Annotated in this window: 20 protein-coding genes; 11 read left to right on the top strand and 9 right to left on the bottom strand. The window is 66.8% G+C overall.

The genetic code is table 11. The features are described from left to right. From tssK to LDO29_RS08655, 4 genes are read left to right on the top strand one after another with little or no spacing between them, the layout of a single operon-like run. Nucleotides 1-1,344 carry a type VI secretion system baseplate subunit TssK gene (gene tssK, locus LDO29_RS08640; RefSeq protein WP_224079377.1) on the top strand — a complete coding sequence of 448 codons (1,344 nt, stop codon included), beginning with the start codon at nucleotides 1-3 and terminating at the stop codon, nucleotides 1,342-1,344. Then, on the top strand, nucleotides 1,341-2,618 hold the full coding sequence (gene tssL, locus LDO29_RS08645) for a type VI secretion system protein TssL, long form (protein WP_224079378.1): 1,278 nt from the start codon (nucleotides 1,341-1,343) through the stop codon (nucleotides 2,616-2,618). Before tssK ends, tssL begins: the two co-directional genes overlap by 4 nt. Nucleotides 2,619-2,631: 13 nt before the next feature. Next, entirely contained in the window at nucleotides 2,632-6,459 is a 3,828-nt protein-coding gene (gene tssM / locus LDO29_RS08650; RefSeq protein ID WP_224079379.1) for a type VI secretion system membrane subunit TssM, read from the top strand. Continuing rightward, the gene (locus tag LDO29_RS08655; RefSeq protein ID WP_224079380.1) at nucleotides 6,456-7,187 is read left to right on the top strand and encodes a TagF domain-containing protein; all 732 of its coding nucleotides are present in this window, start codon (nucleotides 6,456-6,458) and stop codon (nucleotides 7,185-7,187) included. The genes tssM and LDO29_RS08655 overlap by 4 nt, the downstream gene beginning before the upstream one ends. A gap of 79 nt (nucleotides 7,188-7,266) precedes the next feature. On the opposite strand, the gene LDO29_RS08660 is transcribed toward LDO29_RS08655, so the two are convergent. The 4 genes from LDO29_RS08660 to LDO29_RS08675 form a co-directional block, all read right to left on the bottom strand. Then, entirely contained in the window at nucleotides 7,267-7,830 is a 564-nt protein-coding gene (locus tag LDO29_RS08660; protein WP_224079381.1) for a YcbK family protein, read from the bottom strand. Then, a complete protein-coding gene (locus tag LDO29_RS08665; protein ID WP_224079382.1) occupies nucleotides 7,827-9,482 on the bottom strand; it encodes a L,D-transpeptidase family protein in 1,656 nt (551 codons plus the stop codon). The genes LDO29_RS08660 and LDO29_RS08665 overlap by 4 nt, the downstream gene beginning before the upstream one ends. Before the next feature lie 145 nt (nucleotides 9,483-9,627). After that, a complete protein-coding gene (locus LDO29_RS08670; protein WP_224079383.1) occupies nucleotides 9,628-9,804 on the bottom strand; it encodes a glycine zipper 2TM domain-containing protein in 177 nt (58 codons plus the stop codon). A 156-nt stretch (nucleotides 9,805-9,960) separates the two neighbouring features. Continuing rightward, nucleotides 9,961-10,839 carry an NAD(P)-dependent oxidoreductase gene (locus tag LDO29_RS08675; RefSeq protein WP_224079384.1) on the bottom strand — a complete coding sequence of 293 codons (879 nt, stop codon included), beginning with the start codon at nucleotides 10,837-10,839 and terminating at the stop codon, nucleotides 9,961-9,963. Nucleotides 10,840-11,070: 231 nt separating this feature from the next. Between LDO29_RS08675 and LDO29_RS08680 the strand changes: the two genes are divergently transcribed. After that, nucleotides 11,071-13,068 carry a S8 family peptidase gene (locus LDO29_RS08680; protein WP_224079385.1) on the top strand — a complete coding sequence of 666 codons (1,998 nt, stop codon included), beginning with the start codon at nucleotides 11,071-11,073 and terminating at the stop codon, nucleotides 13,066-13,068. An 18-nt stretch (nucleotides 13,069-13,086) separates the two neighbouring features. On the opposite strand, the gene LDO29_RS08685 is transcribed toward LDO29_RS08680, so the two are convergent. Then, nucleotides 13,087-14,175 (bottom strand): helix-turn-helix transcriptional regulator, encoded by a 1,089-nt coding sequence (locus tag LDO29_RS08685; protein WP_224079386.1) that lies wholly within the window; start codon nucleotides 14,173-14,175, stop codon nucleotides 13,087-13,089. A gap of 271 nt (nucleotides 14,176-14,446) precedes the next feature. Between LDO29_RS08685 and LDO29_RS08690 the strand changes: the two genes are divergently transcribed. Further along, on the top strand, nucleotides 14,447-14,692 hold the full coding sequence (locus LDO29_RS08690; RefSeq protein WP_224079387.1) for a helix-turn-helix domain-containing protein: 246 nt from the start codon (nucleotides 14,447-14,449) through the stop codon (nucleotides 14,690-14,692). A gap of 2 nt (nucleotides 14,693-14,694) precedes the next feature. Then, a complete protein-coding gene (locus tag LDO29_RS08695; RefSeq protein ID WP_224079388.1) occupies nucleotides 14,695-16,035 on the top strand; it encodes a type II toxin-antitoxin system HipA family toxin in 1,341 nt (446 codons plus the stop codon). A gap of 32 nt (nucleotides 16,036-16,067) precedes the next feature. Here the strand turns inward: LDO29_RS08695 and LDO29_RS08700 are convergent, their stop codons facing one another. Further along, nucleotides 16,068-17,087, bottom strand: a complete 1,020-nt coding sequence (locus tag LDO29_RS08700; protein WP_224079389.1) for a tripartite tricarboxylate transporter substrate binding protein — start codon at nucleotides 17,085-17,087, stop codon at nucleotides 16,068-16,070. 254 nt (nucleotides 17,088-17,341) lie between these two features. Between LDO29_RS08700 and LDO29_RS08705 the strand changes: the two genes are divergently transcribed. Further along, entirely contained in the window at nucleotides 17,342-19,108 is a 1,767-nt protein-coding gene (locus LDO29_RS08705) for an IlvD/Edd family dehydratase (protein ID WP_224079390.1), read from the top strand. Nucleotides 19,109-19,111: 3 nt separating this feature from the next. After that, on the top strand, nucleotides 19,112-19,792 hold the full coding sequence (locus tag LDO29_RS08710; RefSeq protein ID WP_224079391.1) for a GntR family transcriptional regulator: 681 nt from the start codon (nucleotides 19,112-19,114) through the stop codon (nucleotides 19,790-19,792). A gap of 15 nt (nucleotides 19,793-19,807) precedes the next feature. On the opposite strand, the gene LDO29_RS08715 is transcribed toward LDO29_RS08710, so the two are convergent. Further along, complete coding sequence (locus LDO29_RS08715; protein ID WP_224079392.1) at nucleotides 19,808-19,996, bottom strand: helix-turn-helix domain-containing protein; 189 nt, start codon at nucleotides 19,994-19,996, stop codon at nucleotides 19,808-19,810. Between the two features lie 24 nt (nucleotides 19,997-20,020). On the opposite strand from LDO29_RS08715, the gene LDO29_RS08720 reads away from it, so the two are divergent. Continuing rightward, nucleotides 20,021-21,253 carry an MFS transporter gene (locus LDO29_RS08720; RefSeq protein WP_224079393.1) on the top strand — a complete coding sequence of 411 codons (1,233 nt, stop codon included), beginning with the start codon at nucleotides 20,021-20,023 and terminating at the stop codon, nucleotides 21,251-21,253. Between the two features lie 17 nt (nucleotides 21,254-21,270). Next, a complete protein-coding gene (locus LDO29_RS08725; RefSeq protein WP_224079394.1) occupies nucleotides 21,271-21,474 on the top strand; it encodes a hypothetical protein in 204 nt (67 codons plus the stop codon). Between the two features lie 19 nt (nucleotides 21,475-21,493). Here LDO29_RS08725 and LDO29_RS08730 read toward each other — a convergent pair whose 3' ends face one another. After that, nucleotides 21,494-23,668: a cation:proton antiporter gene (locus LDO29_RS08730; RefSeq protein ID WP_224079395.1), complete on the bottom strand. Its 2,175-nt coding sequence runs from the start codon at nucleotides 23,666-23,668 to the stop codon at nucleotides 21,494-21,496. Further along, nucleotides 23,665-24,606 carry a LysR family transcriptional regulator gene (locus tag LDO29_RS08735; protein ID WP_224079396.1) on the bottom strand — a complete coding sequence of 314 codons (942 nt, stop codon included), beginning with the start codon at nucleotides 24,604-24,606 and terminating at the stop codon, nucleotides 23,665-23,667. Before LDO29_RS08735 ends, LDO29_RS08730 begins: the two co-directional genes overlap by 4 nt. Between the last annotated feature and the right edge of the window lie 124 nt (nucleotides 24,607-24,730).

Below are 24,730 nucleotides of genomic sequence, written 5' to 3' on the forward strand. Positions count from 1 at the left end.
ATGAGCTGGTACAACAAGGTTGTCTGGAGTGAAGGGCTCTTTCTGCGCCCGCAACTTTTTCAGCAGCAGGAGCGCTATCTCGAACACTATGCGCACAAGCGCAGTGCGGCGCTGAGCCCGTTCTTCTGGGGCTTTCATCAGTACGCCATCGATACGGAAGCGCTGGCGCTTGGCAAACTGGTGGTTTCCGGTGCGGCCGGCATCTTCCAGGACGGAACGCCATTCGAGGCGCCGGGCCATGCCGCATTGCCGGCGCCGCTGACATTGCGGCATGAGCACCTCAACCAGGTCATTTACCTGGCCGTGCCGATCCGCACGCCAAATGCCGAAGAAACAAACTTCGACGATGCCAGTGACTCCCTGGCGCGCTATCGCTCCTTCGAGGAAGATCTGCTGGATGCGAACTCGATCGCCCAGGGACCCAAGCTCGTGCAATTGGCCGGTTTGCGCCTGCGGCTGCTGTCTCAGAAGGAACTCTCCAAGTCCTGGTTAGGCATGCCGCTGGCCAGGGTGACCGAGATTCGTGCCGATGGCAGCGCGGGACTGGATCCTGGTTTGATTCCACCGGTCAACGTCTATGCCGCAAGTCCATTACTGAGTACCTGGCTTACCGAAATTCACGGCTTGCTGCATTTGCGTGCGGACTCCATGGCTAAGCGCCTGGCCGCTGCGACCGTGCGGGGTGGAGACGCCGCGGAGATCTCGGAGTATCTGATCCTCCAGCTGCTGAATCGATACGAGCCGGTCCTGACGCATTTGCTTGCGGCCAAGGCTGCGTCACCGGAGTTCCTGTACATGCAGTTGGCAGCCTTGTCGGGCGAGTTGTCCACGTTCGTGCGTACCGACACGCGCCGGCCGCTGGAGCATGAAGCCTACCGTCATGATGCGCCCTATCTTTGCCTGAAGCCGTTGATCGAGGATTTGCGGCTGCAGCTCAATGTGGTCCTGGAGCGGGCGGCCCAGCGTATTGATCTTGAGCCGGGGCAAAACGGGGTTCACCTGGCCGTCATCGAGCCCAGCGGCTTCAAACGCTTTGGCACCTTCGTTCTCGCCGTGGCTGCCCATATGCCGGCTGATGTCCTGCAGCAGCAGTTCCCGGCGCAGACGAAGATGGGCCCCTCTGAGCGGCTGGCAGACCTGATCCGGTCTCACTTGCCTGGCTTGCCGCTGCAGGCGCTTCCGGTCCCGCCACGGCAGATTCCGTTCAGCGCAGGCCATGTCTATTTCGAGTTGTCGCAGCAGCATCCACTGTGGGAACAGGTGGAGCGCTATGGCGGCCTGGCGATTCATGTCGCCGGAAGTTTCCCTGAGCTGCGCATGGAACTGTGGGGGGTACGGCAATGAACAATGCTCCAGCGCGCTCCGGGGACCTGCCCATCGGAGAGGAAGGCCAATCTGTTACGGAACCGAGGCATGCCGCGCCACGCTCTACCGTCGGGGAGCCGATGCATGTGATGCCTCGCAAGTCGATCGAGCAGCGCGTCGAAGAGATGTCTCATGCCGCCAATCCGCTTCTGGCGGCCGCCAGGCCGTTGCTGCGCGCATTGGCTGACATGCCGGACGCCTTGCGGCCCGATCAGGCCGCCGAGCTGAAGTCGCTTCTGCTGCAGGAAGCGAAGGAATTTCAATCAGTCTGTGAACGCGCAAGTATCAGGCGAGAGCACATCCTGGCAGCGCGGTACAGCGTGTGCACGGCACTGGACGAAGCGGCCAATATGACTTCGTGGGGGCAGTCATCCTGGGCGATTGGGAGCCTGCTGGTTCAACTGCACGGGGAAAACTACGGCGGCGAGAAAGTCTTCCAGTTGCTGGGCCGACTGGTGGACTCTCCGGCAGAGCATATCGACGTGATCGAGGTGATCTATCACGTGCTCTCCCTCGGGTTTCGCGGCCGCTACGGCAGCCAGACCGACGGTCACCGGCATCTTGACGCGATCCGCCAGAAGCTGCTGCATCTGATCAGCGGCGCGCGCGAAAGCGTGCCGCGCGACCTGTCGCCGCATTGGCGCGGCGCTGAGCCCGGCCGGCTGAGCCTGCTGCGCACGGTACCGGTATGGGTGACGGCATCCGTGCTGGGTCTTGCGGTCTTCTGCCAGTTCGCCTGGTACAAGTATCACTTGCTGCTCCGCACGCATGACCTCGAACAGCAGATTCTTGCGATCGGCAATATGGCGCCGCCGGAGCCGCCGAAGGTGTTGCGCCTGGCCGAGTTGCTCAAGGATGAAATCGCGCGTGGCGCGGTCAGCGTGCAGGAGGACGCCACGCGCAGCGCCGTCACGTTCCGCGGTGACGATATGTTCGGCGGCGGCCGGGCCGAGGTGAACGGCAAGATCCTGCCATTGCTGGATAAGGTGGCGGCAGAGATCAAGAAGGTGACCGGCAAGATCACGGTGATCGGTCACAGCGACAACGTTCCCATCAAGACGCCCCGGTATCCGTCCAACCAGGCGCTGTCCGAAGAGCGTGCGGCGACCGTGACGGAGTACCTGGCGAGCCAGGGTGTCGCCAAGGGCCGCCTGGAAGCGATCGGCAAAGGAGATTCCGAACCGGTTGCCGATAACAAGACGCCAGCCGCCCGGGCGATGAATCGCCGGGTGGAGATCGTCGTCACGCAGTGATTGAGGTCAATGCATGGAATCCCTGAAACGTTTTTCGGCGCTGCTGTTTTCCCGCCGGACGCTCTCACTTGTCGCCGTGGTCCTGGTCGCGGTGGCGATCTGGTTTATCGGGCCACTGCTCGGCTTCAATGGCATGCATCCGCTCGCGGGCGTCGGTACACGCGTCACGGTCATTGTGTTGTTGCTGTCGCTGGCGCTGTTCTGGCTGCTGGTCTGGCCGGTGTCCATGATCGGTGTTGCGGCGCTGTCTCTGTTGATCTGGCACGCGGGGCCGTTGCTTGCGATTGGAGCGAGCCATCCACTGCAGCCGGATTCGGTCCGTATTTTGTTGATCTCGGTGATTTTCTTCGTGTTCGCCGCGTACCTGTTGTACCTGCTTTGGCGGCGTGCACGTACGGACGAGACATTCGTCAAGAGCCTGTTGAACTTTGGCGGGGAACACCAGGAGGTGGTCGCCAGAGAGGAGATCGCCAGGCTGAGCACCGCCATCCAGACCGCGTTACGCCGGCTCAAGGGCATGCGAACTGGCAGCCGCATCGGTCGCCTGTTCGAAGGGCGGCGGTACCTTTACGAATTACCGTGGTACATGATGGTCGGCGTGCCGGGAGCCGGCAAAACTACCGCGTTGCTGAACACCGGGCTGCAGTTCCCTATCGCGGAGCAGATGAGCGCAGCGGCTCGCGCCAGGCAGGGCACGGACCAGACGGACTGGTGGTTCACCAACGAAGCGGTGCTGATCGACACGGCGGGCCGCTATACGGCGCAGGAATCCGGTTCGGAACTCGATCCGGCTGAATGGAAAGGATTCCTTGGCCTGCTGCGCAAGTATCGGGCCCGTGCGCCGATCAACGGTGCACTGGTGACGATCAGCGTGGAGAACCTGCTTCAGCACTCGGTAGAAGAGCGGATCGCCGAAGCGGCGCGGATTCGGGCGCGCCTGGTGGAGTTGCGCGAGGAGCTTGGCATTCGGTTCCCCGTCTACGTGCTGGTGACCAAACTCGATCAGCTTGCCGGCTTCACAGACTATTTCCAGTACCTGACCAGCGAGGGGCGGGCCCAGCCCTGGGGTTTCAGCTTGCCGGTCGCAGGCAAGCGACGGCGGGGGCAGTCGGCCGCCGATACCGCCGCGCAGTGCCGCGAGGAGATGCGGGCGCTGGTGTCGCGGTTGTTGGCCGGAGAGGCAGGGCGGCTGGGCGAGGAGTTCGATCTGGGCCGCCGCAGGTCGCTCTACGCCCTGAGCGACGAGCTGGGAAGCCTGACAGAACCGCTGGTCGCAATGCTGGAGCAGATATTCCTGGACTCGCGGTACGACGACACCGAGCGCAATGCCATGCTGCGCGGCGTGTATTTCACCAGCGCCACGCAAACCGGGCAGACAGTGGTCGCCGATGCGAGCACCGTCATCCGGAAACTGCGTGGTATGGGAAGGCCCGGAACCGAGGCTGAGGGCGCGGCGGCGGATGGGACCACCGCTGGCAATCGAAGCTATTTCCTGCAGGACGTCTTCAGACGCATCATCGTGCCCGAGGCGCATCTGGTGAAACCCAATCTGCGCTGGGAGTTTCGCTTTCGCCTGTTGCGGATGCTTGGGCACGCTCTGGTGCTGGTGATCTGCCTGTGGCTGGCCGGCGCGCTCTATACGAGCGATGGCCATAACCGCAACTATGGAGACGTGGTGCAGGAAAAGATCAAGGCGCTGGCCGCGATGGTCACGGCCTTTTACCAGAAGAACCAACCGGACGCGATGCCCGAGGTGCTGGCCGCCGCGCGTGACCTGCCAGGCTATGCCGGGCTGAACCTCGCCGATCCGTCCACCGGCTGGCGCTACGGCCTGTACAGCGTGCCGGCGGTGCTCGATGCTGCGACCGTGACCGATACCAGGCTGCAGGATAACCTGCTGGTGCCCTACCTGGTGCGCCGCGTCGAATCGGTGCTCGCGGCGGCGGTGAGTGCGCGTGAAGCCAAGCAGACCTACGACACCCTGCGGGTCTACCTGATGCTGCATGACCAGGATAAGTTCAACGCGTCCGACGTGCGCAACTGGGTGCAAAGTGACTGGGCCACTGGGAACGGGGCGGACGCCTTCGGTGGCCGGGTAGCGGTGCTGGAGCATCTGGACAGCCTGTTGGACGGCAGCCGCCCGGTGCTGTCCCCCTATGCCAGGAACGAGGCGCTGATCCGCTCGGCGCGGGATTTCCTCGACGGCAATACCTCGATCGAACGCCTGTACGACCGTGCCAAGGCCGCGATGATGGAGGAGGCGCCACAGGACTTCACCCTGGTGAGGGCAGTCGGCCCTCAGGCCGGCACCGTGTTCACCCGCGCCAGTGGCGAGCCGCTGGAGCGGGGTATCCCGGGGCTTTTCACCTATGCGGGCTATCACGATCTGTTCAACGCGCGGCTGCCGGAGTTCGTCGGCAAGGCTCAGGCCATTGACGCCTGGGTGATGGGCCGGGGCACCGGTGTCAGTGCTCAAAAAAAAACGCTTGAAGGCGCGGCGGGCAAGCTGACCGGTAACGAACCGCTGACACGCGAGATCCGGCGGCTGTACCTGAGCGAGTATGTCCGGCACTGGGAGAAGTTTCTCGGCGACATCCGCACGGTCACCGGCAACAACCTGGCTTTCGACCTGGAAATCCTGCGTAATTTCGCGGCGCCTGACTCACCGCTGGCGCGACTGGGCCGGGCGGCGGTGCAGGAGACCACGCTCAGCCGCCCGCTTGAGCCCGAGGAAAAATCCCTGGCGCAGAAGGCATTGTCCGCGCTGGACAAAAAGGCGGAGAAGGTCAACGCACTGACCGCGCGCGCCGAAGCCCGCCAGGAGCGTGACATGGTCGACAACCGCTTTGCCGCGCTGCGCGAGGTGGTCACCGGCCAGGCCGATGTGGCCGCGGCCAACGGCCAGGGCGCCTCCGGCAAGCCGCAGCTGGATGCCATTGCCGGCATGGTCAATGCCTACTACACCAGCCTGGTGGTGGCCAACAACGCGCTCAACACGCGCAACCTGCCGCCCGAGGCCGATGCCGGGGCGCAACTGCGCATGGAAGCCGCCAAGCTGCCGGCGCCCTTCAACGCAGTGCTGGCCGATCTGGTAATACAGGGAACCCGGGATATCAACAAGGGGATCGGCGACATCCTGATCTCACAGATGGACGCCTTGATCGGCGAGAGCTGCCGCAACGCCATCGACGGCAAGTATCCGTTCACGCCGACCGCGATGCAGGATGTCGATCCGGCAGACTTCGCACGCGTCTTCGCCGCCGGCGGCGTGCTGGACGACTTCTTCCAGAAGGTATTGGCACCGCATGTGGACACGACGATATCGCCGTGGCGCTACAAGCTCTCCGCGCCGGACGTGCCGCCGGTCGTTGGACCGAGCCTGGTGCCGTTCCAGCGTGCGAAGGAAATCCGCGAGGTGTTCTTCCGTGATCCGGGCGCGAAGACGATGGCCTGGAAGGTTGACCTGAAGGTGGTCGAACTCGATCCCGAAATTGTTGAGCTGAACATGGATTTCGACGGCCAAGGACAACGCTACGTGCACGGTCCGGTCATCCCGCTCAAGGTGAGCTGGCCCGGACCACGCGGAGGACAAGGGGCCGAAATCACTGCAAGCCCGCGCATCCGCCCCGATACCTCGACGCTGATTGCCAGCGGCCCATGGGCCCTGATGCGCGTGATCGCCAAGGGCAAGCTGGCCGGCTCCGCCACGGCCAGTCATTTTATGGCCGAGTACGATTTTGACGGCCGCAAGGCGAAGCTCGACATCAATACGGGCAGCCTTGCCAATCCGTGGACCACCGGACTGTTGCAGGGCTTTCAGTGCCCGGGGAGATCAGGGTGATTACGGCGCCGTCGATTTTCGGCAAGGTGCCGGCCATGGGCGATTTTGTTCGCCACAACGCGCCGCTGGATCAGGTGGACGGCTGGCGCGCCTGGTTCGGCCATGGGGAGGACGCTGCTCCGGCAAAGAAGCCTGATCTGCCCCTGGCCGGCCACGGGGCCCACTGGCTGCACCTGACGCCGCCCAGCCTTGCAGGCCATTCCAGGCTGCGCGCGGCGGAGCCTTGCTACTTCATCCTGCGCCCGCGTAGCCTGCAGTTTCCAAGCGACGGCAGCTATCTGATTGGCGTCCTTGCCGCGTCCCGCGACCGAGTTGGCCGCCGTTACCCGCTGGTGGCCTGGCAGGCCGTCAGCGCCCAATGGGCCGAGCAGCTCCTGGCCGCACCGGCGAACTGGCTCACAGAACTGGCACGGCTGGTCCACGAACATACCCGCCTGCCAGGCCGCACGAGCCTGGCCGCTGCTGTCGAGGCTCTGTGGGCCGATCATCGGCCCGGCTGGCGGGATCGGCTCGGCGTGTCCTTCAAGCGGCTGGCCGATGCCCGCAATCAGGCTGCTCTGGGCGATCTGCTGGGTGGCAGTCTGGCCGGACCGGCCGAGATGCGTGACGACTGGCCACGGATCCTACTGCGCGGAGGCAGTCATGGCAGCGTCTGGCAGGCTGGCACAGGTCGTGCCATGGAGATCGACAGTGCCAGCACTATCCGCAGCATCGTGGCGCGACTTTGATTTTTTCCCGATCTGGGGGGCTGCATCATACCCCCAAAACCAAAAAGTTCGTGCCGGAGTGAATACGCCTACCCCGCGCCTACCCCCAGTGGCGCACGCGACCAGTATCCACATGCACGAAGTCTTCGCGCTCATAGAAACCCACACCGCCAACACCCAGCGACATCGCCGCATCGCGCAGGTCGGCCAGCGCCACGCCGGGCAGGCGGATGTCAATGGCCTTGCCGTCCATGTGCAGGCTGTGCCTGGCGACGCCCCCGCCGCCCGTGCGGCGCAGGCGCGCATTGGTGACGGGGCTGCGATAACCGGAGATCACCTGGAACGGCGATTCGCTGCCCAAGGTGCGGCGCAACTCGAACAGCAGGCCGAAAAGCTCCGGATCGATCACGCCGACCTGGCCGGAGTAATGGTCGCGCAGGAAACGGTTGAGTGTGGTCTGTGCCTGCGGCAGCACCTGGTCGCCCAAAGCGTACACCAGGGAGAGGTGCTCGCCGGTATGGGTATGGTCGAACGACAAGCTGCGTGCGCCAGGCACATTGGCCAGCGCCAGTTGTGGCGAAAGTGCGGCCAGGCCGGCGCCAAGCGCCAGGCCGCTGCCATGTTGCAGGAAGCGGCGGCGTGAAGGGTTGCGTGAGTGGTTCATGTCGGGTTCTGCGTTGGCGCGGGGTGGGCAAGGGCGTCCGGAGCGGGGGGCGCCGATGCGGGCAGGCTGGCGGGCCGGCGTGCGGTCTTTTGCCGCAGCGCCTGGTCCAGCAACTTGTCCTGGCCGTAAATATCAGGCAGGAAGTATACCCGGCCGTTGGCGCGGGCAATGGCGGTGCCATAGGCCAGCACCACCGGCAGCGGCTGCTTGAGCGCCACGGTGTTGGACTGGCCCTTGGTCATCGCCTGGCGGATGCGCTCCTCGGTCCAGCCGGGCATGTCCTGCAGCACGAACTGCGCGAGCGCCACGGGTTCTTCCACGCGGATGCAGCCATGGCTGAAGTCGCGCCGGTCGCGCTTGAACAACTGCGGTGTCGGCGTGTGGTGCAGGTAAATGTTCTGGTTGTTTGGGAACACGAACTTGATGTCGCCGAGCGCGTTCATCGGGCCAGGGCGCTGGCGGATGCGCATCTGGCCGTTCAGCACGGCATCGAGATTGGCCTCGGACAGCGTGGTCACGGCCTTGCCGTTGGCGACGAACTCGAAACCCTGGCGCGTGAAGTACCCCGGGTCGCGCCGCAGCCGCGGAATGGTCTCCGAGCGCGCGATCGACGGCGGGACGTTCCAGTACGGGCTGAACTCGATATAGCGCATGTCCTCCTTGAACAGCGGCGTGCGCGTGTCCAGCGCCTTGCCGACGATGACCTTCATCTCCAGCTTGATGTCGAGCTTGCCGGCGTTGTACTCGTAGGCGCGCAGCATGAACTCGGGGATGTTCACCACGATCACGCGCGGCCCCTCGGCCAGCGGGGTCCAGCGCAGGCGCTCCATGGTCAGCTCGATCTGCCGTACGCGTGCCGCCGGCGTCGTGTTGAGCTGCGCCAGGGTGCCGGCACCGATCACCCCGTCCGGCTCCAGCCCGTGGCGTGACTGGAAGGCCTTGACGCCATCTACGACCGTGCCGCTATAGCGCTGCGGCGTGGGCGCGTCCGCAGGCATGTCGCCCAGTGCCTGCAGGTGCCGGACCAGTTCGGCAAGGCCGCTGTAGGACTGGCCGTTCGTCAGCTTTCCGCCCGGCAGTGCCGGCAGCGGGCGCTCCCAGCCGGGCTGTGCCGCCAGCGCCCGGTAGCGCGCCAGCGCGTCGCGCAGCGTGCCGTAGAGCGGAAACGAAGGCGCAGCCTCCCGAATGGCATCGGGCAAGCGGTGGCTGGCGACGGCCGCGCGCAGGTAGCTGTCGGGCTCGAACAGTGTGGACGACGGCGCCGTGAAATTGGCGTGCACCTTGCGCGGATCGACACGGCCACTGTGCAGGTCCGAGAGGTAGCGGCGCATGGCGTCGCTGAGCGACGCGTCGAGCTTGTCCACCACGTCAGGCGCCGGCTCCGGCCCTGTGGCGGCCTGCGCCAGTGCGCGTTTCAGGTCTTCGGCATCGTAGTCCTGCGGCACGAGGCCGTCGGCGCCCGCATTGGCCAGCGCCGCCACGGCCTGCTGCGCATCCGGGGTGGGCCGCCCACCGGCGAACCACAGCGGCTGCGCGCCAGCGCTAGCGGCGCAGGCAAACAGCCAGGCGGCCAGCGTGCCGCCGATCCAGTGACGGGCATGGCGGACTGAGGTGGAGGACAGGCGCGTGCGAGGCGTGATGGCGGGTGTCATGGGGATGGAATTGGCATGGCTTGCCCGCCTATCGTAGCCGAAGAACGTCTGCATCCGGGTGCTTGCGCACGCGCAACATATGGAAACGCCCGCTGTTTGCACAGCGGGCGTTGGCAGAGGGACACTGGCCGCGTACGGTCCCGGGCTACTTGCCCAGTTCGTGACCGACCACGCCGCCTACCACGGCACCGCCAATGGTGCCGGCGGTGCTGCCGTGCGTGAGTTCGTGTCCCGCCACGCCGCCGGCCACCGCACCGGTCGCGGTACAGCCGGCCAGGCCCATGCCAGCGCTGATCAGCAGCGCACCTGCGAGTTTCCACATGGTCGTCTCCTGTGCCGTGCACGGGTGGCCGGGGCCATCCGTGCTCCTGCCTTTCAGCTTAGGCGGACGCGTACACCGGGCCTTTCGGGCGCAGGCCGATTGCCTTGTAGGATTTGTCGGACGGCACCCTGTGTGCCGTCCGGGCCGCTTTTCCCCTCAGTCCTTCGAGGAGAAGCGGCGCAACCGCTTGATCAGCGACGAGGTGTCCGAGCGGCCGCAGCCCATCTGCTGCAGGTCGGCATAGAACTGGTCGACCGTCGCGGTGACCGGCAGGCTGGCACCGTTGCGGCGTGCCTCGTCCAGACACAGGCCCAGGTCCTTGCGCATCCAGTCCACGGCGAAGCCGAAGTCGAACTTGTCCTCGATCATGGTCGGGCCGCGATTCTCGAGCTGCCAGGAACCGGCCGCGCCCTTGCTGATGACGTCCAGCACCAGCCGCATGTCGAGGCCGGCGCGTTCGCCGAAGGCAATGGCTTCGGACAGGCCCTGAATCAGGCCGGCGATGCTGATCTGGTTGACCATCTTGGCTAGCTGGCCGGTACCCGCTTCGCCAATGCGCGTCACGGCGCGCGCATAGGCGCCAATCACCGGCTCGGCGCGCGCATAGGCATCGGCGTCACCGCCGCACATGATGGTCAGGATGCCTTTCTCCGCGCCGACTTCGCCGCCGGACACGGGCCCGTCGACAAAATGCAGGCCGCGTTCGCGCGCGGCCGCGTAGAGTTCGCGCGCCACGTTGGCGCTGGCGGTGGTGTGATCCACGAAAATGCAGCCGGTGGGCGCAGTGAAGAAGGCGCCGTCGGGGCCGGTCAGCACCGAGCGCAGGTCATCGTCGTTGCCCACGCAGGAGCAGACCACGTCCGCCTGTTTGACCGCCAGCGCCGGTGTTGCCGCCGCATTGCCGCCAAATTTCCCGACCCAGGCCTGCGCCTTGGCCGCGGTGCGGTTGTAGACGGTGACTTCATGGCCCTTGGCGGCAAGGTGGCCGGCCATGTGGAAGCCCATGACGCCAAGTCCGAGGAATGCGACACGCATGCTGCGACTCCGTAACTGATTGGATATTGTTGGATATTCGGTGACGCGCGGCGGCTCATGTAGCGGGAACCACATGGGGGCGCGCTGCGCGGGGGAGGCGGGGCCTCTGGCGCAGAGTATACGGCTGCTGCCGCGTTTCCGGCCTAAACCTGTGCAAAGCGACGCTTACTGGAGATGTGCGGCATGCCGTCCTAAGCTGTCTGGACGTCACTGCGACATGGGGGACAGCGCATGAACCCGACGGAACGCCGCGCGGCCTATCTGCTCATCTATGCCGGCTGCGAGCCGGAACCGGACCACTTCACCAGCGACCTGCCGATCAGCTCGGAGGTGTGGCTGATGTATGCGCAGGACAAGTCGTTCGACGCGCCGCGCGGGCTGCTGCTCACGCCCCACAACGCCGCGGGCGTGGCCGCGCTGCGCGCCGCGGTGCTGCAGCGCCTGCCCGCGCTGGCCGAGGCAGGCGCGCAGCCGGACCGGTACCTGGCGGCCAATGAATCGCACCTGCTGGCAAATATCGATTTCTTCGAGATGTTGCGGCTGCTGCCGCTGACGCCATGGTGGGACAGTCAGGTTCGCAGGCCGGTGGGCGCGGCCGACATGTCGGCCGCCGCGCGCAGGGCGCTCGCGCACAGCCTGACCGGCGATGCATTCGGGCGCTGGCTCGGTGAATCGGTGCTCGCATACGTGGCCAGCGAGGCGGCCATCGCCAGGTTCAAGGACATCGGCCATACCGCGGCCCGTACGCGCTTCGGCGGGCTGGATGTGGAATGCAGCCAGGCGCTGGGACGGCTGGTTAATGTGGCCGCGCTCTATGTCGGCATGACGCTGCTGGGGCTGTCGGACGATAGCTACCCGCCCGCTGTGCTGCGCCAGCGCGTCACGCGGGACAGCCAGCGGGTGCTGCAGGCCCTGTGGCAATGCGTGGAGGCCGACTGTGCGGGCGGCGCCGGCACGCCGCTGTGGCGCGTGTCGGTCAACCGCGAGGTCGAGCATGCGGTGTTTGCCTCGCGCCGCACCGTCAAGGCCGATGCAGCGATCCGCGTGTTCGACACGGGCGGGCAGGGCGTGCGCTGGGCCGTGATCGATTCCGGCATCGATGCCCGCCATCCCGCGTTCGCGGACCTCGATCGCCACGCCGGGCCGCTGCCGATCCGCGATGGCCTGATCGAGCCGCGCCTGTCGCGCGTGATCAGGACCATGGATTTCACGCGGCTGTCGGCCATCACCAGCGGCCGGCTGCCGCCGCTGCCCAAGGGCAAGGGCGGGCCCGACGATGCCGAGGTCAGGCGGCGGATCGAGGCCGTGGCGCGCGACCTGGCCGCCGGCCGCATGATCGACTGGTCGGTGATCGAGCCGCTGCTGGAGATCCCGCATGCGGATGCCGCGCAGTACGTGGCGCCGGTCGGCAGCCACGGCACGCATGTAGCGGGCATCATCGGCGCCAACTGGCTGTCGTCGATGTATCTCGCGCGGCCCGAGCCGCTGCGCGTGCCGGATGAACTGGCCGAGGCCATCAACGTGGCCGGGGTCTGCCCGCGCATCGAACTGCTGGACCTGCGCATTTTCGACGCTCAGGGCCGCGGCGATGAATTCGGCATCCTCGGGGCGCTGCAGTATGTCCGCTGGCTGAACCAGAGCCGCGACGGGCAGTACGTGCACGGCGTCAACCTGAGCCTGGCGTTGCGCCACGACGTGCGCAACTACGCCTGCGGCAGCACGCCGGTGTGCGTGGAGTGCGACCGCCTGGTCGGCAATGGCGTGATCGTGGTGGCGGCGGCCGGCAACTACGGCTATGACGAGGCCTATGCCGCAGCCCACATGGGCGCCGGGTTCCGTGGCCAGACCATCACCGACCCGGGCAATGCGCAGTCCGTCATCACCGTGGGCGCCACGCACCGCACCGACCCGATGCGCTATGGCATCTCCTACTTCTCCAGCCACGGCCCGACCGGTGACGGCCGCATCAAGCCCGACCTGGTCGCGCCGGGGGAGAAGGTCACCTCGACCGTACCGGGCGGCACGCTCGCGTCGATGGACGGCACCAGCATGGCGGCACCGCACGTGTCCGGCGTGGCGGCGCTCCTGCTGTCTCGCAATGGCGAACTGATGGGGCAACCCGGCAAGGTCAAGGCGCTGCTGTGCGATACCGCGACGGACCTGGGACGCGACCGTGCGTTCCAGGGCGCCGGGCTGGTCGATGCCCTGCGCCTGCTGCAGCGGGTCTGAGCATGCCGGGGCCCCGCGCTACCCCTGTCCCAGGATCGCCTTCCTGACCAGCTCGGACTGCCGGTTGCAGTGCATTTTGGTCATCAGCATGGCGATCTGCTTGCGCACGGTATTGACTGATACCCCCGCCGAGGCGGCATAGGCCGTGGCGGTCTGGCCTGACACCAGCGCGGCCAGCACCCGTGCCTCGGCCGGCGTGATGTGGAATGCCGCGGCCAGGCGGTCGGGATCTGGCTGCGTGCCGCCGCTGTCGCGGCGTTGCATCCGCATCAGCACGCAGCACTCGCCGGCAATGCGCAGCGAGGGTCCGGCAATTGCCATGTCGATGGTGACCGTGACACCGCTGCCGGCGGGAATCGTCATCGTCTGCCGCATCCCGGTCTGGCAGGCCGCAGCGACATGCCGCAGCAGCATCGCGTGCATACGCGGGTCCGCATGCCAGAGTACGCCATGGCGTGCGGCGAACAGCGGACTGGCGAAGATCTCCTGCGCCAGCGGGGATACGCGGATGACCGCGCCGGTTGCACCGACCAGGCAGATGGCCTCGTCGAACGAGGAGAAGGCTTCTTCGAGATTGGCGAGGTGGCTGTACACGGCATGCTGCCTGCGCGCGATCCTGTCGCGCAATGTGTGGAAGAAGGCCGCCACTGGCCCATGCACGAACCGGTCGGCCGCGCGCATGTCGACGGTGCTGCGCTGGAAGCTGATTGCGGCGCGCAGGTTCGGCGCGTCTGCGAGGATGTATGCCTGGACCTGCGCCATGCGGTACTTCACCATGAAATCGGCGTAGTACTCCGTATTGCGGAACTGCGAGAGCGGGTACATCCGGCTCGTGTCCAGCCACTGGCCGGCGGGCTGGCACATGGCATCGCGCGCGAAGAGGTCCAGCGCATGGTAGTGCTCCCGGTAGTCGCGCTCGCCATTGGCATCCACGCCGACCTGCGACAAGTGGAGCAGGGCCCCGGTGCCGTCGAACATCAGCAGCGAGCCGCTGTCCGCGCCCACTACGTCGCGCGCAGCGGACAGGATGTCCATCCATGGGGGCGTGCGGTCTTCCAGGTGGTGCGCCGCTTCCAGGGCACGGCGCAGCATCGCTTGTTCGCTCAACTCGAGGTCCTCTGACTGCTCCAGGCGCGCACGCCTGGCTGTTTCCTCTCATGGTGGGCGAAATCCGGCCAATGCCAATGCCCCGAACGGGGGATGAGGGGCATCCCCGCAACATTGATCCCGGCGGCAGGGTCTAATCTGCGCTTTTATTACCCATGACATCGTTATTTCAAAAATAACGATGTCATGGGTAATTGCGAAATACCTATGGCATTGGTAAATTGCGGTTAGCAACCACATGGGTAAAAAGCGCGGGCATAAGGTGAACGACATGAAGCAAGTCCTTTCCACCCCCTTGCAGGTCAGGCAGGTGCTTCAGGGTGCCCGCAAGGCCGCGGGCCTCAACCAGAGCGAAACGGCGGCCAGGCTCAATATCAGCCAGAGCCGCATGTCCCACATGGAGCTGAATCCCGGCAGCATCAGCGTAGAGCAATTGCTGGCCTTGATGGGGGTGCTTGGGCTGGAACTGGTGGTGCAGGAAAAGCGGGGCAGCGCGGATGCCGAGGCGGGGTGGTGATCATGGCCGTACGCAGGACACGGACACCGGTGCTCTCGGTCTGGGCCAACGGCCTGCGCGTGGGAACATGGCGCAATCCGGGCAGTGCGGCGATGGAGTTCGAGTACGACACGGCGTGGATGAACTCGGATGCTGGCCGCCCGCTCTCGTTGTCGCTCGACTATGCACTGGGTACCCGGAAAATCATCCGTGGCGAAGCGGTGCGCCACTACTTCGACAACCTGCTGCCCGACAGCGAACCGATCCGGCGGCGACTGGCCATGCGGTTCGGGACGGGTTCGACCGATGCCTTCGCGCTGCTGTCGGCGATTGGCCGCGATTGCGTGGGTGCGGTGCAGCTTCTCGGCGAAGACGAGATACCCGTCGGCCATGACCGGATCGAGGGCGAGCCGCTGTCCGACGCGCAGATCGAGCAATGGCTGCGCGACGCCGTGTCGGCGCCGGCACCGGGACACGGCCAGGACGACGACTTCCGCATCTCGATTGCAGGCGCGCAGGAAAAGACGGCACTGCTGCGGCATGAGGGGCAATGGTTGCGCCCGCACGGTGCCACCCCTACCACGCATATCCTGAAACTGCCACTCGGGCTGGTGGGCAACCGGCGCGCGGACCTGAGTGCGTCGGTCGAGAACGAATGGCTATGCCTGAATATCCTTGGCGCTTACGGCCTGCCGGTAGCGCACAGCGAAATGCTGACGTTCGGCGGGCAGAAAGTGCTGAGCGTGAGCCGCTTCGACCGCCAGATGCATGCATCGGGAAACTGGCTGCTGCGCCTCCCGCAGGAGGACTTCTGCCAGGTGTTCGGGCTCAGTTCGCTGCAGAAGTACGAAGTCGACGGCGGTCCGGGCATGGTGCAGATCGCGACCGTGCTGCGCAATTCCGAATCCGCGATGCAGGACCTGGAGACGCTGTTCAGCGCCCAGCTCCTGTTCTGGCTGCTTGCCGCGCCCGACGGACACGCGAAGAATTTCAGCATCCGGCTGTTGGCCGGCGGGCGCTACCGGATGACGCCGCTCTACGACGTGATGTCGGTCTGGCCGGTCATTGGAGATGGTCCGAACCAGTTTTCGTGGCATCGCGCCGAGCTCGCCATGGCTGTTGCGGGCAAGAGCCGGCACTATGCGCTGCGCGACATCCAGCGCCGCCACTTCAACGCCATGGCGTCGCGGTGTTTCCTGGGCGCCAATGCCGAGCAGGTGATCGGGCGGATCATTGCCCGGACTCCCGCGGTGATCGACACGGTGGGCGCAATGCTCCCTGCAGGTTTCCCGCAGCGAGTTGCCGACACGATCCTGAACGGCCTGCGGGCATCCGCGGAAAGGCTGGCGGGCATGCAGCCATAGCTGCGGCACCCGCCGGCTGCCCCGCTTGCCGCTTATTCGGGCTTCACGCCCGCATCGCGAATCACCGTATTCCACCTCGCCAGCTCGGCCTTGATCCTCGCGCCGGTCTGCGCCGGGGTGGTCCACGTGGCAATGGCGCCTTGCTTGAGCAGCGCTTCCTTGACCTCCGGCTCGGCCAGGATCTTCTTCAGGTCGGCGCTGAGCCGGTCGATCACCGGGGCCGGCGTGCCGGCCGGCGCGACGATGCCGAACATCGAACTCACCTCGAAGTCCTTCAGGCCTGCTTCGGTGGCCGTGGGCACGTCGGGCAGCGCGCTGACGCGCTGAGCCGAGGTGACCGCGAGCGCGCGGATCTTGCCGCCCTTCACGTAGGCCTGCGCGGCGGGCACGGTTTCGACCATGCTCAGCACCTGGCCGCCGATCAGGTCGGTCATGGCCGGGCCACTGCCTTTGTAGGGCACGTGCAGCATGTCCACGCCGGCCATGCGCTTGAACATCTCGCCGGCCAGGTGTTGCGGCGAGCCGTTACCGGCCGAGCCATAGGTGATGGCGCCCGGCTTCGACTTCGCCAGCGACACCAGTTGCGGCAGCGTGCTGGCGTTGACGGACGGGTTGACTACGAAGACCAGCGGCACGGTGCCGACGATGGCCACGGGCGCAAAGCTCTTCTCGATGTCGTACGGCACGCGGCTCTTGTACAGCGCGGCGTTGATCGCATGGCTCGTCAGCGCGCCCATCAGCAGCGTGTAGCCATCCGGCGGCGCCTTGGCGACCAGGTCCGCGCCGATATTGCCGGCGGCGCCGGCGCGGTTGTCGACCACGACCTGCTGGCCGAGCGTGCCTGACAGGCGCTGGGCCAGCGTGCGGCCGATGACGTCGGTGGCGCCACCCGGCGGGTAGGGCACCACGAGGCGGATCGGCTTGTTGGGGTAGTCGTTGGCAGCGGCCAGGGACGGCGCCAGCAACAGGCTGGCGCAGGCCAGCGACGACAGCAGCAGGGCGTGGCGCGGCGCGCGAACGCCCCGGCCGGGCATGCGGGAAATGCCGGACATGTAAGTCTCCTGTGCCGGGATTTTGTAGGAATCGGGGGAAGAGCGCGGCGGTTCCATGCCGCTCGCCGATGATGCCCGGCTCGTCATCGGGGCCAAGTGTAGGGTGGACCTCTTGATTGATGAATCAGAATTTTTCTATCGACTGATCTCAAATTTGAATTAATTTGGCGTGATCGCCGCAACACTTGCGGCATGGCACCCAGGCAGGCTAAGCTTCGCACTTAAATTATCAATAATCTTATTGGAGACGCAGGATGCCTTCCGCCCACGACCCCAAGCTGCCGCCGGACGGCGCCGCCGCCACCGCCGAGGGCCTGGCCAAGGGCCTGACCAACTACGGTGACACGGGCTTCTCGCTGTTCCTGCGCAAGGCCTTCATCAAGGGCGCGGGCTTTACCGACGACGCGCTGTCGCGTCCGGTCATTGGCATCGTCAACACGGGCAGCAGCTACAACCCGTGCCACGGCAACGCGCCGCAGCTCGTGGAGGCGGTCAAGCGCGGTGTGATGCTGGCGGGCGGCCTGCCGGTGGACTTTCCGACGATCTCGGTGCATGAGAGCTTCTCGGCCCCGACCAGCATGTACCTGCGCAACCTGATGTCGATGGACACCGAAGAGATGATCCGCGCGCAGCCCATGGACGCGGTGGTGCTGATCGGCGGCTGCGACAAGACCGTGCCGGCGCAGCTCATGGGTGCGGCCTCGGCCGGCGTGCCGGCCATCCAGCTCGTGACGGGGTCGATGCTGACCGGCGCGCACCGCGGCGAACGGGTCGGGGCCTGCACCGACTGCCGGCGCTACTGGGGGCGCTACCGCGCCGAGGAGATCGACGGCGCCGAGATAGCCGACGTCAACAACCAACTGGTGGCCAGCGTGGGTACCTGCTCCGTGATGGGCACGGCCAGCACCATGGCCTGCGTGACGGAAGCGCTCGGCATGATGGTGAGCGGCGGCGCGGCGGCGCCGGCAGTGACGGCGGATCGCGTGCGCGTGGCCGAGCGCACCGGCACCACGGCGGTGGCCATGGCCGCTGCCCGGCTGACGCCGGATCGCATCCTGACCGGCAAGGCCTTTGAAAACGCGCTGCGCGTGCTGCTGGCCATCGGCGGGTCGACCAACGGCATCGTCCACCTGACGGCGATTGCCGGACGCCTGGGCATCGACATCGACCTCGCCGGGCTGGACCGCATGAGCCGCGAGACGCCGGTGCTGGTCGACCTGAAACCTTCCGGCCAGCACTACATGGAAGACTTCCACAAGGCCGGCGGCATGCTGGCGCTGCTGCGCGAGCTGCGTCCGCTGCTGCATCTCGACACGCTGACAGTCTCCGGCCGCACGCTTGGCGAGGAACTGGACGATGCTCCGCCCCCGTTCCCGCAGGACGTGATCCGCACCGCCGCCAACCCGATCTATCCGGCCGGCGGCCTGGCTGTGCTGCGCGGCAACCTGGCACCGGGCGGTGCCATCATCAAGCAGTCGGCTGCCAACCCGGCGCTGATGGAGCATGAAGGGCGCGCGGTGGTATTCGAGCATGCCGAAGACATGGCGCAGCGCATCGACGACGAGTCCCTGGACGTCAAGGCCGATGACATCCTGGTGCTCAAGCGCATCGGGCCCACCGGCGCGCCCGGCATGCCGGAAGCCGGCTATATGCCGATTCCGAAGAAGCTTGCACGGGCCGGCGTGAAGGACATGGTGCGCGTGTCGGACGGCCGCATGAGCGGTACCGCGGCCGGGACCATCGTGCTGCACGTCACGCCGGAAGCCGCCATTGGCGGGCCGCTGGCGCTGGTGCGCAACGGCGACCGCATCCGGCTGTCGGTGGCCAACCGCGAGATTGCGCTGCTGGTCGATGACGCCGAGCTTGCCCGCCGCGCGGCGGAGCAGCCAGTGGAGCGCCCGCGTGCCGAACGCGGTTATCGCAAGCTGTTCCTGGAGACCGTGACCCAGGCCGACCAGGGCGTGGACTTCGACTTCCTGCGCGCCGCGCGGACCGTCGATACCGTGCCGAAGCAGGACTGAGCCATGGCCGCTACCGCAGCGACCGTCACCGCCATCGACGGCGGCGATGCCATGCAGCAGGCGCTCGATACGCTGGAAGAAGACATCGTTTTCGGCCGCCTGCACCCGCGCGAGCGGCTCACCGAAGACGCGCTGATGGCGCGCTTCGACCTGAAACGCCACGTGGTACGGCAGGTGCTTGCGGAGCTGGAACAGATGGGTGTGGTCGAGCGCCGGCGCAATGTCGGCGCCGTGGTGCGCGCCTTCGACGCGCATGAGGTGGTGGAGCTTTACGCACTGCGCGAAGTGCTGGAGTGCCACGCGGCGGGGTTGATCGCCCTGCCGGTGCTGCCAGCCCGCCTGCAGGCGCTGATCGACGTGCAGCAACGCCACGATGCCGCCGTGGCGGCCGAAGATGCGCGCGCTGTGTTCCGCATCAACCAGGCGTTCCACCGCGAACTGTTCGCGCTTTCCGACAACGCCGTGCTGCAGCAGGCCATTGGCGAATACGCGCGGCGTACCCACCCGATCCGCTTCGGCACGCTCGCCGCCGCGGCGTACCGGGAGCGCGCGCGGCAGGAGCACTGGGCCATGATCGAAGCGCTGCGCGAAGGGCGGCGAGACGACCTGGTGGCGCTGTGCCGGCGGCACCTGCTGCCATCGCGCGACGCCTACCTGGCGGCTGAAAAGGCGCGGGGCCAATAGGCCCGGCGCCGGGGCTCAGCGGGCAAGGCGCAAGCCCCGCCGAGCCTGCCGGAACTCGCCGGGTGTCATCGGCTGTGCCTTGTTCCAGCAGGAACGGAAGGCCTGCACGCTCGCAAAGCCGCATTGCGCGGCGATTTCCTCGATCGGCAGCGAAGATGCCTCCAGCAGCCGGCCGGCCTTGTCCATGCCATGGCAGTAACCCATCGACCTTGTGCCTGGACTGCCGACATGAAAAGCTCCCGGATTTCCCGTTCCGTCACGCTGCTGCTGGTTGCTACCGGCTTTGCCGTGATGTTTGCATCGACCGCCGTCAAGGGTGTCTACCAGGTCTACTTCGTGCAGCTTGCCACGCACTTCGGACAGGGTCGCGCGCAGTTCGCATGGTCCGGCGCGCTGTTCATGCTGGCTACCGGCCTCATGTCGCCGGTGGTGGGCGCGCTGAGCGACCGAATCGGGCCCCTGCGCACCTCGGCGGTCGGCGCGCTGGTTGCGGGCCTGGCCTATGCGAGCGCGGCCTGGTGGAACCAGTCGCTGGTGTGGTTCAGTCTTGCGTTCGGCATCGCCGGCGCATTCGGGCTAGCGGCCATGACCTTCGTGCCGATGGGCGTGCTGGTGGACCGCCTGTTCGAGGCGCGCAGGAAAGGGCTGGCCTATGCCATCGTCACGAACGGCACGGCGATCGGCTTCATCGTGCTGTCGCCGTTCTGGATCTGGCTGCAACCGCAGGCTGCGTGGACCACGGTGTTTGGCGCCGTCGGCATGGTCTTCGCGCTGCCGGTGGCCGCCACGCTGTGGCTGCTGTCGCGCTGGGAGCCGCCTGCGCCGGCAGTTGCCGTAGCGCAGGCGCATGCCTCGGCATGGACGATCGTGCGGCGCGATCCCGTGTTCTACGTGCTGGCCGCGGGGTTCTTTGGCTGTGGCGCGACCATGGCCTTCATCGACGTCCACCTGCTGGCGCATTGGCAGGACCGGGGCGTACCGCGCCTGGAAATGGGCTATGCGCTGAGCGCGCTTGGGGTGCTGGAACTGGCCAGCGGCATCGCCTCCGGCGCGCTGGCGCTTCGCTTCGACAAGCACCGGTTGCTGGCCGCGTTCTACGCCATGCGCTGCGCGGCGATGCTGTTGCTGCTGGTGCCGCAGGCAGGCGTGCTGCCGTTTGCGGTGCTGTTCGGCAGCAGCTACCTGGGCACGGTCATCCTGACGTCGATGTTCTGTTTCGAGCGCTACGGCAGCCAGGTCAAGGGCAGGGTGTTCGGGCTGTTGTTCCTGGTCCACCAGGTCGGCGCATTCCTGAGCGTGCAGCTTGGGGCGCGTTCGTTCGAATCCACGGGCGCTTACGTGCACACCATCGTCGCGCTTGGCTTGGTAACCGCCTTCGCGGCCATCTGCTCGTGGCTGGGTTTGCGCCGCGGAGTCAGCGAACCGCCCGCCGCGCATGCCGGGGCGGGCGCGCAAGCCTGATTCCGAAGGGGATGCGTATGCTGGCGATCCGCTGCGTGTTCATTGGTGCCTGCCTGCTTCCATTGGTTCTGGCTGCCCTGCGGGCTGGTAGCCGCGCGAAGCTGGCGGCCGCTTGGTCCGGCGTCGCCTTGCTGGCCGTGCTGCTAAGCCTGGTTGACCTGTCCGCCTGGGTGCAGGCTCGCGTCGACGGCATGCTGTTCCGCGCGGGTTGTGGCGGATGACGCCACAGCCGGCAGCCAGCTATTCGTTTGGACGGGATTCCGGCGCTGACTTCGACGTTGTACGCGCACCCGCCTGCCGCATTTTGCGCCAGCGTGCCCACCGGTCCGGTGCCGCGTTCAGCGGCGGCCGCACCAGGTTGGCCTGCCACGCGTGCTGCATCACCTGCTCGATCTGGTTGAAGGCTTCCTTGGAGATCACCGCTTCTTCGCGCATGGTGGCCAGAGATAGCTGCCCCTTGCGCAACGCGAACAGCATCAGCAGGCGCCGTTCCAGCGCCACAGTGTAGTCGCCGAACTGCTCGCGCATCTGCGCGAGGCCCTCGCCGGCGGAGTTGAAGCGTTCCTCAAGCACGCCGTCCAGTACCGTGGTCATGCGCGCGCCGAACACCGGCGTGAGCAGCGAGCGGTTGTAGCGGCGCAGGCGGTCCAGCACGGTCTGCCGGCAAACCAGCAGTTCGAAGCGGTCGGCCAGCGCACGTGCCAGCGGCCGGTCGAGGCCCAGCCATTTGTGCAGGAAGGATGCGATCCGGTAGCCCAGGTGGTACTGCAGGATGGCCCGTGCCGCGCGGTTGTAGCCGATGCGGCCCTGCTCGCGCGCGGCGTCGATCATGTGCGAGGTGTTGCGCATCATGGCGTCCAGGTTGGCTACCGAGACCACGCCGTCGCCATACTCCGGAATCAGTTCGCGTTCGCGCGTGGCCAGCGTGACCAGGCCGATGGTCAGCCGGTCGCGCTCGGACAGCGCGCTGTCGAAATCGAACTCCGCCGAACCCAGTTCGATGCCGCGCCGGTAGTGCTGCGCAACTTCGCGCGCGGCGGCCGGCGGCAGGTCGAAGGTCTCGGCCACGCGGCCCAGCATGGCTTCCACTTCCTCGGTGGACAGGCGGATGGCCTGCTGCTGCAGCGCGCGCTCCTGCGGCGAAAGCTGGTTGAGGCCGAGCCGGTGGATCAGCCAGCGCAACGTGGTGCCGTTCAGCAGCAGGCTGACCAGAACGAAGCCGGTGGCCAGGATCGCGACGAAGTGGCGTACCTGGTAGGGCAGCGCAGTGTTCTCGGCGATGCCGAGCGCGAGCACCAGCGTGACCGCGCCGCGCAACCCGCCCCACGCAATGGCCAGCTTGAAGGCGCCGCTGATCGGTGCGCTCAGCCGAAGCCATGACAGCAGCGGCAGCAGGCCGAACAGGGTCAGCAGCCGTGCAGCCAGCGCCGCGGCCACCAGTACCAGCAGCAGCCAGCCGTGATGGACCGTGACGCCGGCCAGCAGCGAAGGCACGCGTACCGCTGCCAGCAGGAAGACCACGGCCCCCGCGATGCCCGCGAACTGTTCCCAGATCATGCGCAGATGCCGCCAGTTGGCGGGCGTCAGGCGCGTGGGGCCGAGCGCGCTCACCATCAGTCCGGCGCATACCACGGCCACGACCCCCGACACATTGAGCAACTGGTCGGCCAGCAGGTACAGCGGGTAGGGCAGCGCCAGCGTCAGCGCGCTTTCGGCCATGGCCAGGCCCGACAGGCGCGGCAGCACTTCTGCCACGAGCCGGCCCGCCAGCACGCCGCACAGCAGCCCACCGATGAACGACCAGGCCAGCTCGCGCACGCCCGCGCCAAGCGTGGCCTGTGCGCCGTGGCCCGTGAGCATGGCTACCAGCACGCCCACGATGGCGATGGCCGCCGCATCATTGAGCAGGCTTTCGCCTTCGACCAGGCGGATCAGGCGCGCCGGGGCGCCTACGTCCCGGAAGATGGCAATGACGGCGGCGGGGTCGGTGGTGGCCACCACGGCCCCGAGCAGCAGGCAGGCGGCAAGTGGCATGCCGCTTGCCGCCGCGGTGGCAAGGCCGATCACACCGGTGGCGACGATCACGGCGACCACGGCCAGCAGCAGGATCGGCGCTGCATCCGGCAGCATGCTGCGGACATCCGCGGTCAGCGCGGCGTGGAACAGCAGCGGTGGCAGGAAGATCCACAGGTAGGCCTCGGGCGGCAGCTCGGGATCGATCAGCGGATGCAGGAAGTGCTGCGCGAACTCCGGATGCGCGGCATCGATCGCTACATAGCCCGCGCCGATCGCGATGCCGATCGCCGACAGCAGCGTGGATTCGGGCAGTACGAGGCGCGCGGCGGCGACCTGCACCACGGCGACGATGGCCAGCAGGACGCCGGCCAGTATCAGGACATCGACGAGGATGCTCATGCGCCCACCTCCGCACCGGCGGCTTCCGGCTGGCCGCGGAACTGGACCAGGTGTACGCGCACGGCATCGGCCAGCTCCGCCGCCGCCGGCGACAGGCTGCGATTGCGCGGCGTGACCAGGCCAATCGACCGCTCCGTGACCGGGCCCGTCAGCAGGCGCTCGACGATGCCCGGCTGGCGCACCGTGCCCGCGGCGATTTCCGGCAGCGCGGCCACGCCGAAGCCGCATTCGACCATGGCCGCGATGGTGGCGAGGTGCTCGGCCTCGAACACCGGCTGGAAGCGGATGCGATTCTGCAGGAAGGCCCACTCGGCGTACTGGCGCACGCTGCTCGGGTGCGTCATCGACACATGCGGCGCGCTGGCCGTGTCGGCCCAGCGCAGCGGACCCGAGCCGCGTGCCATCGGGTGTGCTGTTGGGATCAGCAGGACGAAACGATCGGACAGCAGGGGCTCGTAGTGCAGGTCGGCCTGTTGCGGATCGGCTGCGGTCAGGGCGAAGTCGACATCGCCCGAGCGCACCATGTCGAACGCGGGGCCGGACAGCGTATCGAACACCTTCAGCGCCACTTCGGGGCGGGCGCGGTGGTAAGCCATCAGCACGCGCGGCAGCATGCGCGCCGCCAGCGACGGCAGTGCCGCCACGGCCACCTGGCCGCGTTCGGCGCTGGCAATGCCCGTGACGGCGTCGAGCGCGCCGCGGAAGGCCGCCTGCAGCAGCGCGGCCTGCTGCATGAAGACCTCGCCGGCCGCGGTCAGCCGCACCGTGCGCGTGGTGCGGTCGAACAGGCGCACGCCAAGCGATTCCTCGATGCGCAGGATCTGGGTGGAGAGGGCGGATTGCGACAGGTGCAGCTGGCTGGCCGCCTGCCGGAAGTTCAGCGTGCGGCCGAGCACCAGGGTGGTCTCGATGTCGCGCATGGACAGGTTGATCTTCATGGGCGGTACGTCGCGGCCCGTGCCGGGGGCTGCTGATTGATCTCGAATTCAGATCATTTTATCCATAGAATCGACTTCATCAATCAAAGCGGCTTCTCTACACTGCTGCCATTCCCATTCCGGC

The sequence above is a fragment of the Cupriavidus laharis genome (assembly GCF_914271435.1).
GTDB classification, from domain to species: domain Bacteria; phylum Pseudomonadota; class Gammaproteobacteria; order Burkholderiales; family Burkholderiaceae; genus Cupriavidus; species Cupriavidus laharis.

Bases quoted from the DNA above. Each gene is read 5' to 3' on its own strand.
- LDO29_RS08665 (WP_224079382.1), bottom strand. From the start codon at position 9,482: ATGACACCCGCCATCACGCCTCGCACGCGCCTGTCCTCCACCTCAGTC.
- LDO29_RS08710 (WP_224079391.1), top strand. From the start codon at position 19,112: ATGGCCGCTACCGCAGCGACCGTCACCGCCATCGACGGCGGCGATGCC.
- LDO29_RS08690 (WP_224079387.1), top strand. From the start codon at position 14,447: ATGAAGCAAGTCCTTTCCACCCCCTTGCAGGTCAGGCAGGTGCTTCAG.
- LDO29_RS08720 (WP_224079393.1), top strand. From the start codon at position 20,021: ATGAAAAGCTCCCGGATTTCCCGTTCCGTCACGCTGCTGCTGGTTGCT.
- tssK (WP_224079377.1), top strand. From the start codon at position 1: ATGAGCTGGTACAACAAGGTTGTCTGGAGTGAAGGGCTCTTTCTGCGC.
- LDO29_RS08660 (WP_224079381.1), bottom strand. From the start codon at position 7,830: ATGAACCACTCACGCAACCCTTCACGCCGCCGCTTCCTGCAACATGGC.
- LDO29_RS08730 (WP_224079395.1), bottom strand. From the start codon at position 23,668: ATGAGCATCCTCGTCGATGTCCTGATACTGGCCGGCGTCCTGCTGGCC.
- LDO29_RS08735 (WP_224079396.1), bottom strand. From the start codon at position 24,606: ATGAAGATCAACCTGTCCATGCGCGACATCGAGACCACCCTGGTGCTC.
- LDO29_RS08725 (WP_224079394.1), top strand. From the start codon at position 21,271: ATGCTGGCGATCCGCTGCGTGTTCATTGGTGCCTGCCTGCTTCCATTG.
- tssL (WP_224079378.1), top strand. From the start codon at position 1,341: ATGAACAATGCTCCAGCGCGCTCCGGGGACCTGCCCATCGGAGAGGAA.
- LDO29_RS08695 (WP_224079388.1), top strand. From the start codon at position 14,695: ATGGCCGTACGCAGGACACGGACACCGGTGCTCTCGGTCTGGGCCAAC.
- tssM (WP_224079379.1), top strand. From the start codon at position 2,632: ATGGAATCCCTGAAACGTTTTTCGGCGCTGCTGTTTTCCCGCCGGACG.
- LDO29_RS08700 (WP_224079389.1), bottom strand. From the start codon at position 17,087: ATGTCCGGCATTTCCCGCATGCCCGGCCGGGGCGTTCGCGCGCCGCGC.
- LDO29_RS08670 (WP_224079383.1), bottom strand. From the start codon at position 9,804: ATGTGGAAACTCGCAGGTGCGCTGCTGATCAGCGCTGGCATGGGCCTG.
- LDO29_RS08705 (WP_224079390.1), top strand. From the start codon at position 17,342: ATGCCTTCCGCCCACGACCCCAAGCTGCCGCCGGACGGCGCCGCCGCC.
- LDO29_RS08680 (WP_224079385.1), top strand. From the start codon at position 11,071: ATGAACCCGACGGAACGCCGCGCGGCCTATCTGCTCATCTATGCCGGC.
- LDO29_RS08675 (WP_224079384.1), bottom strand. From the start codon at position 10,839: ATGCGTGTCGCATTCCTCGGACTTGGCGTCATGGGCTTCCACATGGCC.
- LDO29_RS08715 (WP_224079392.1), bottom strand. From the start codon at position 19,996: ATGGGTTACTGCCATGGCATGGACAAGGCCGGCCGGCTGCTGGAGGCA.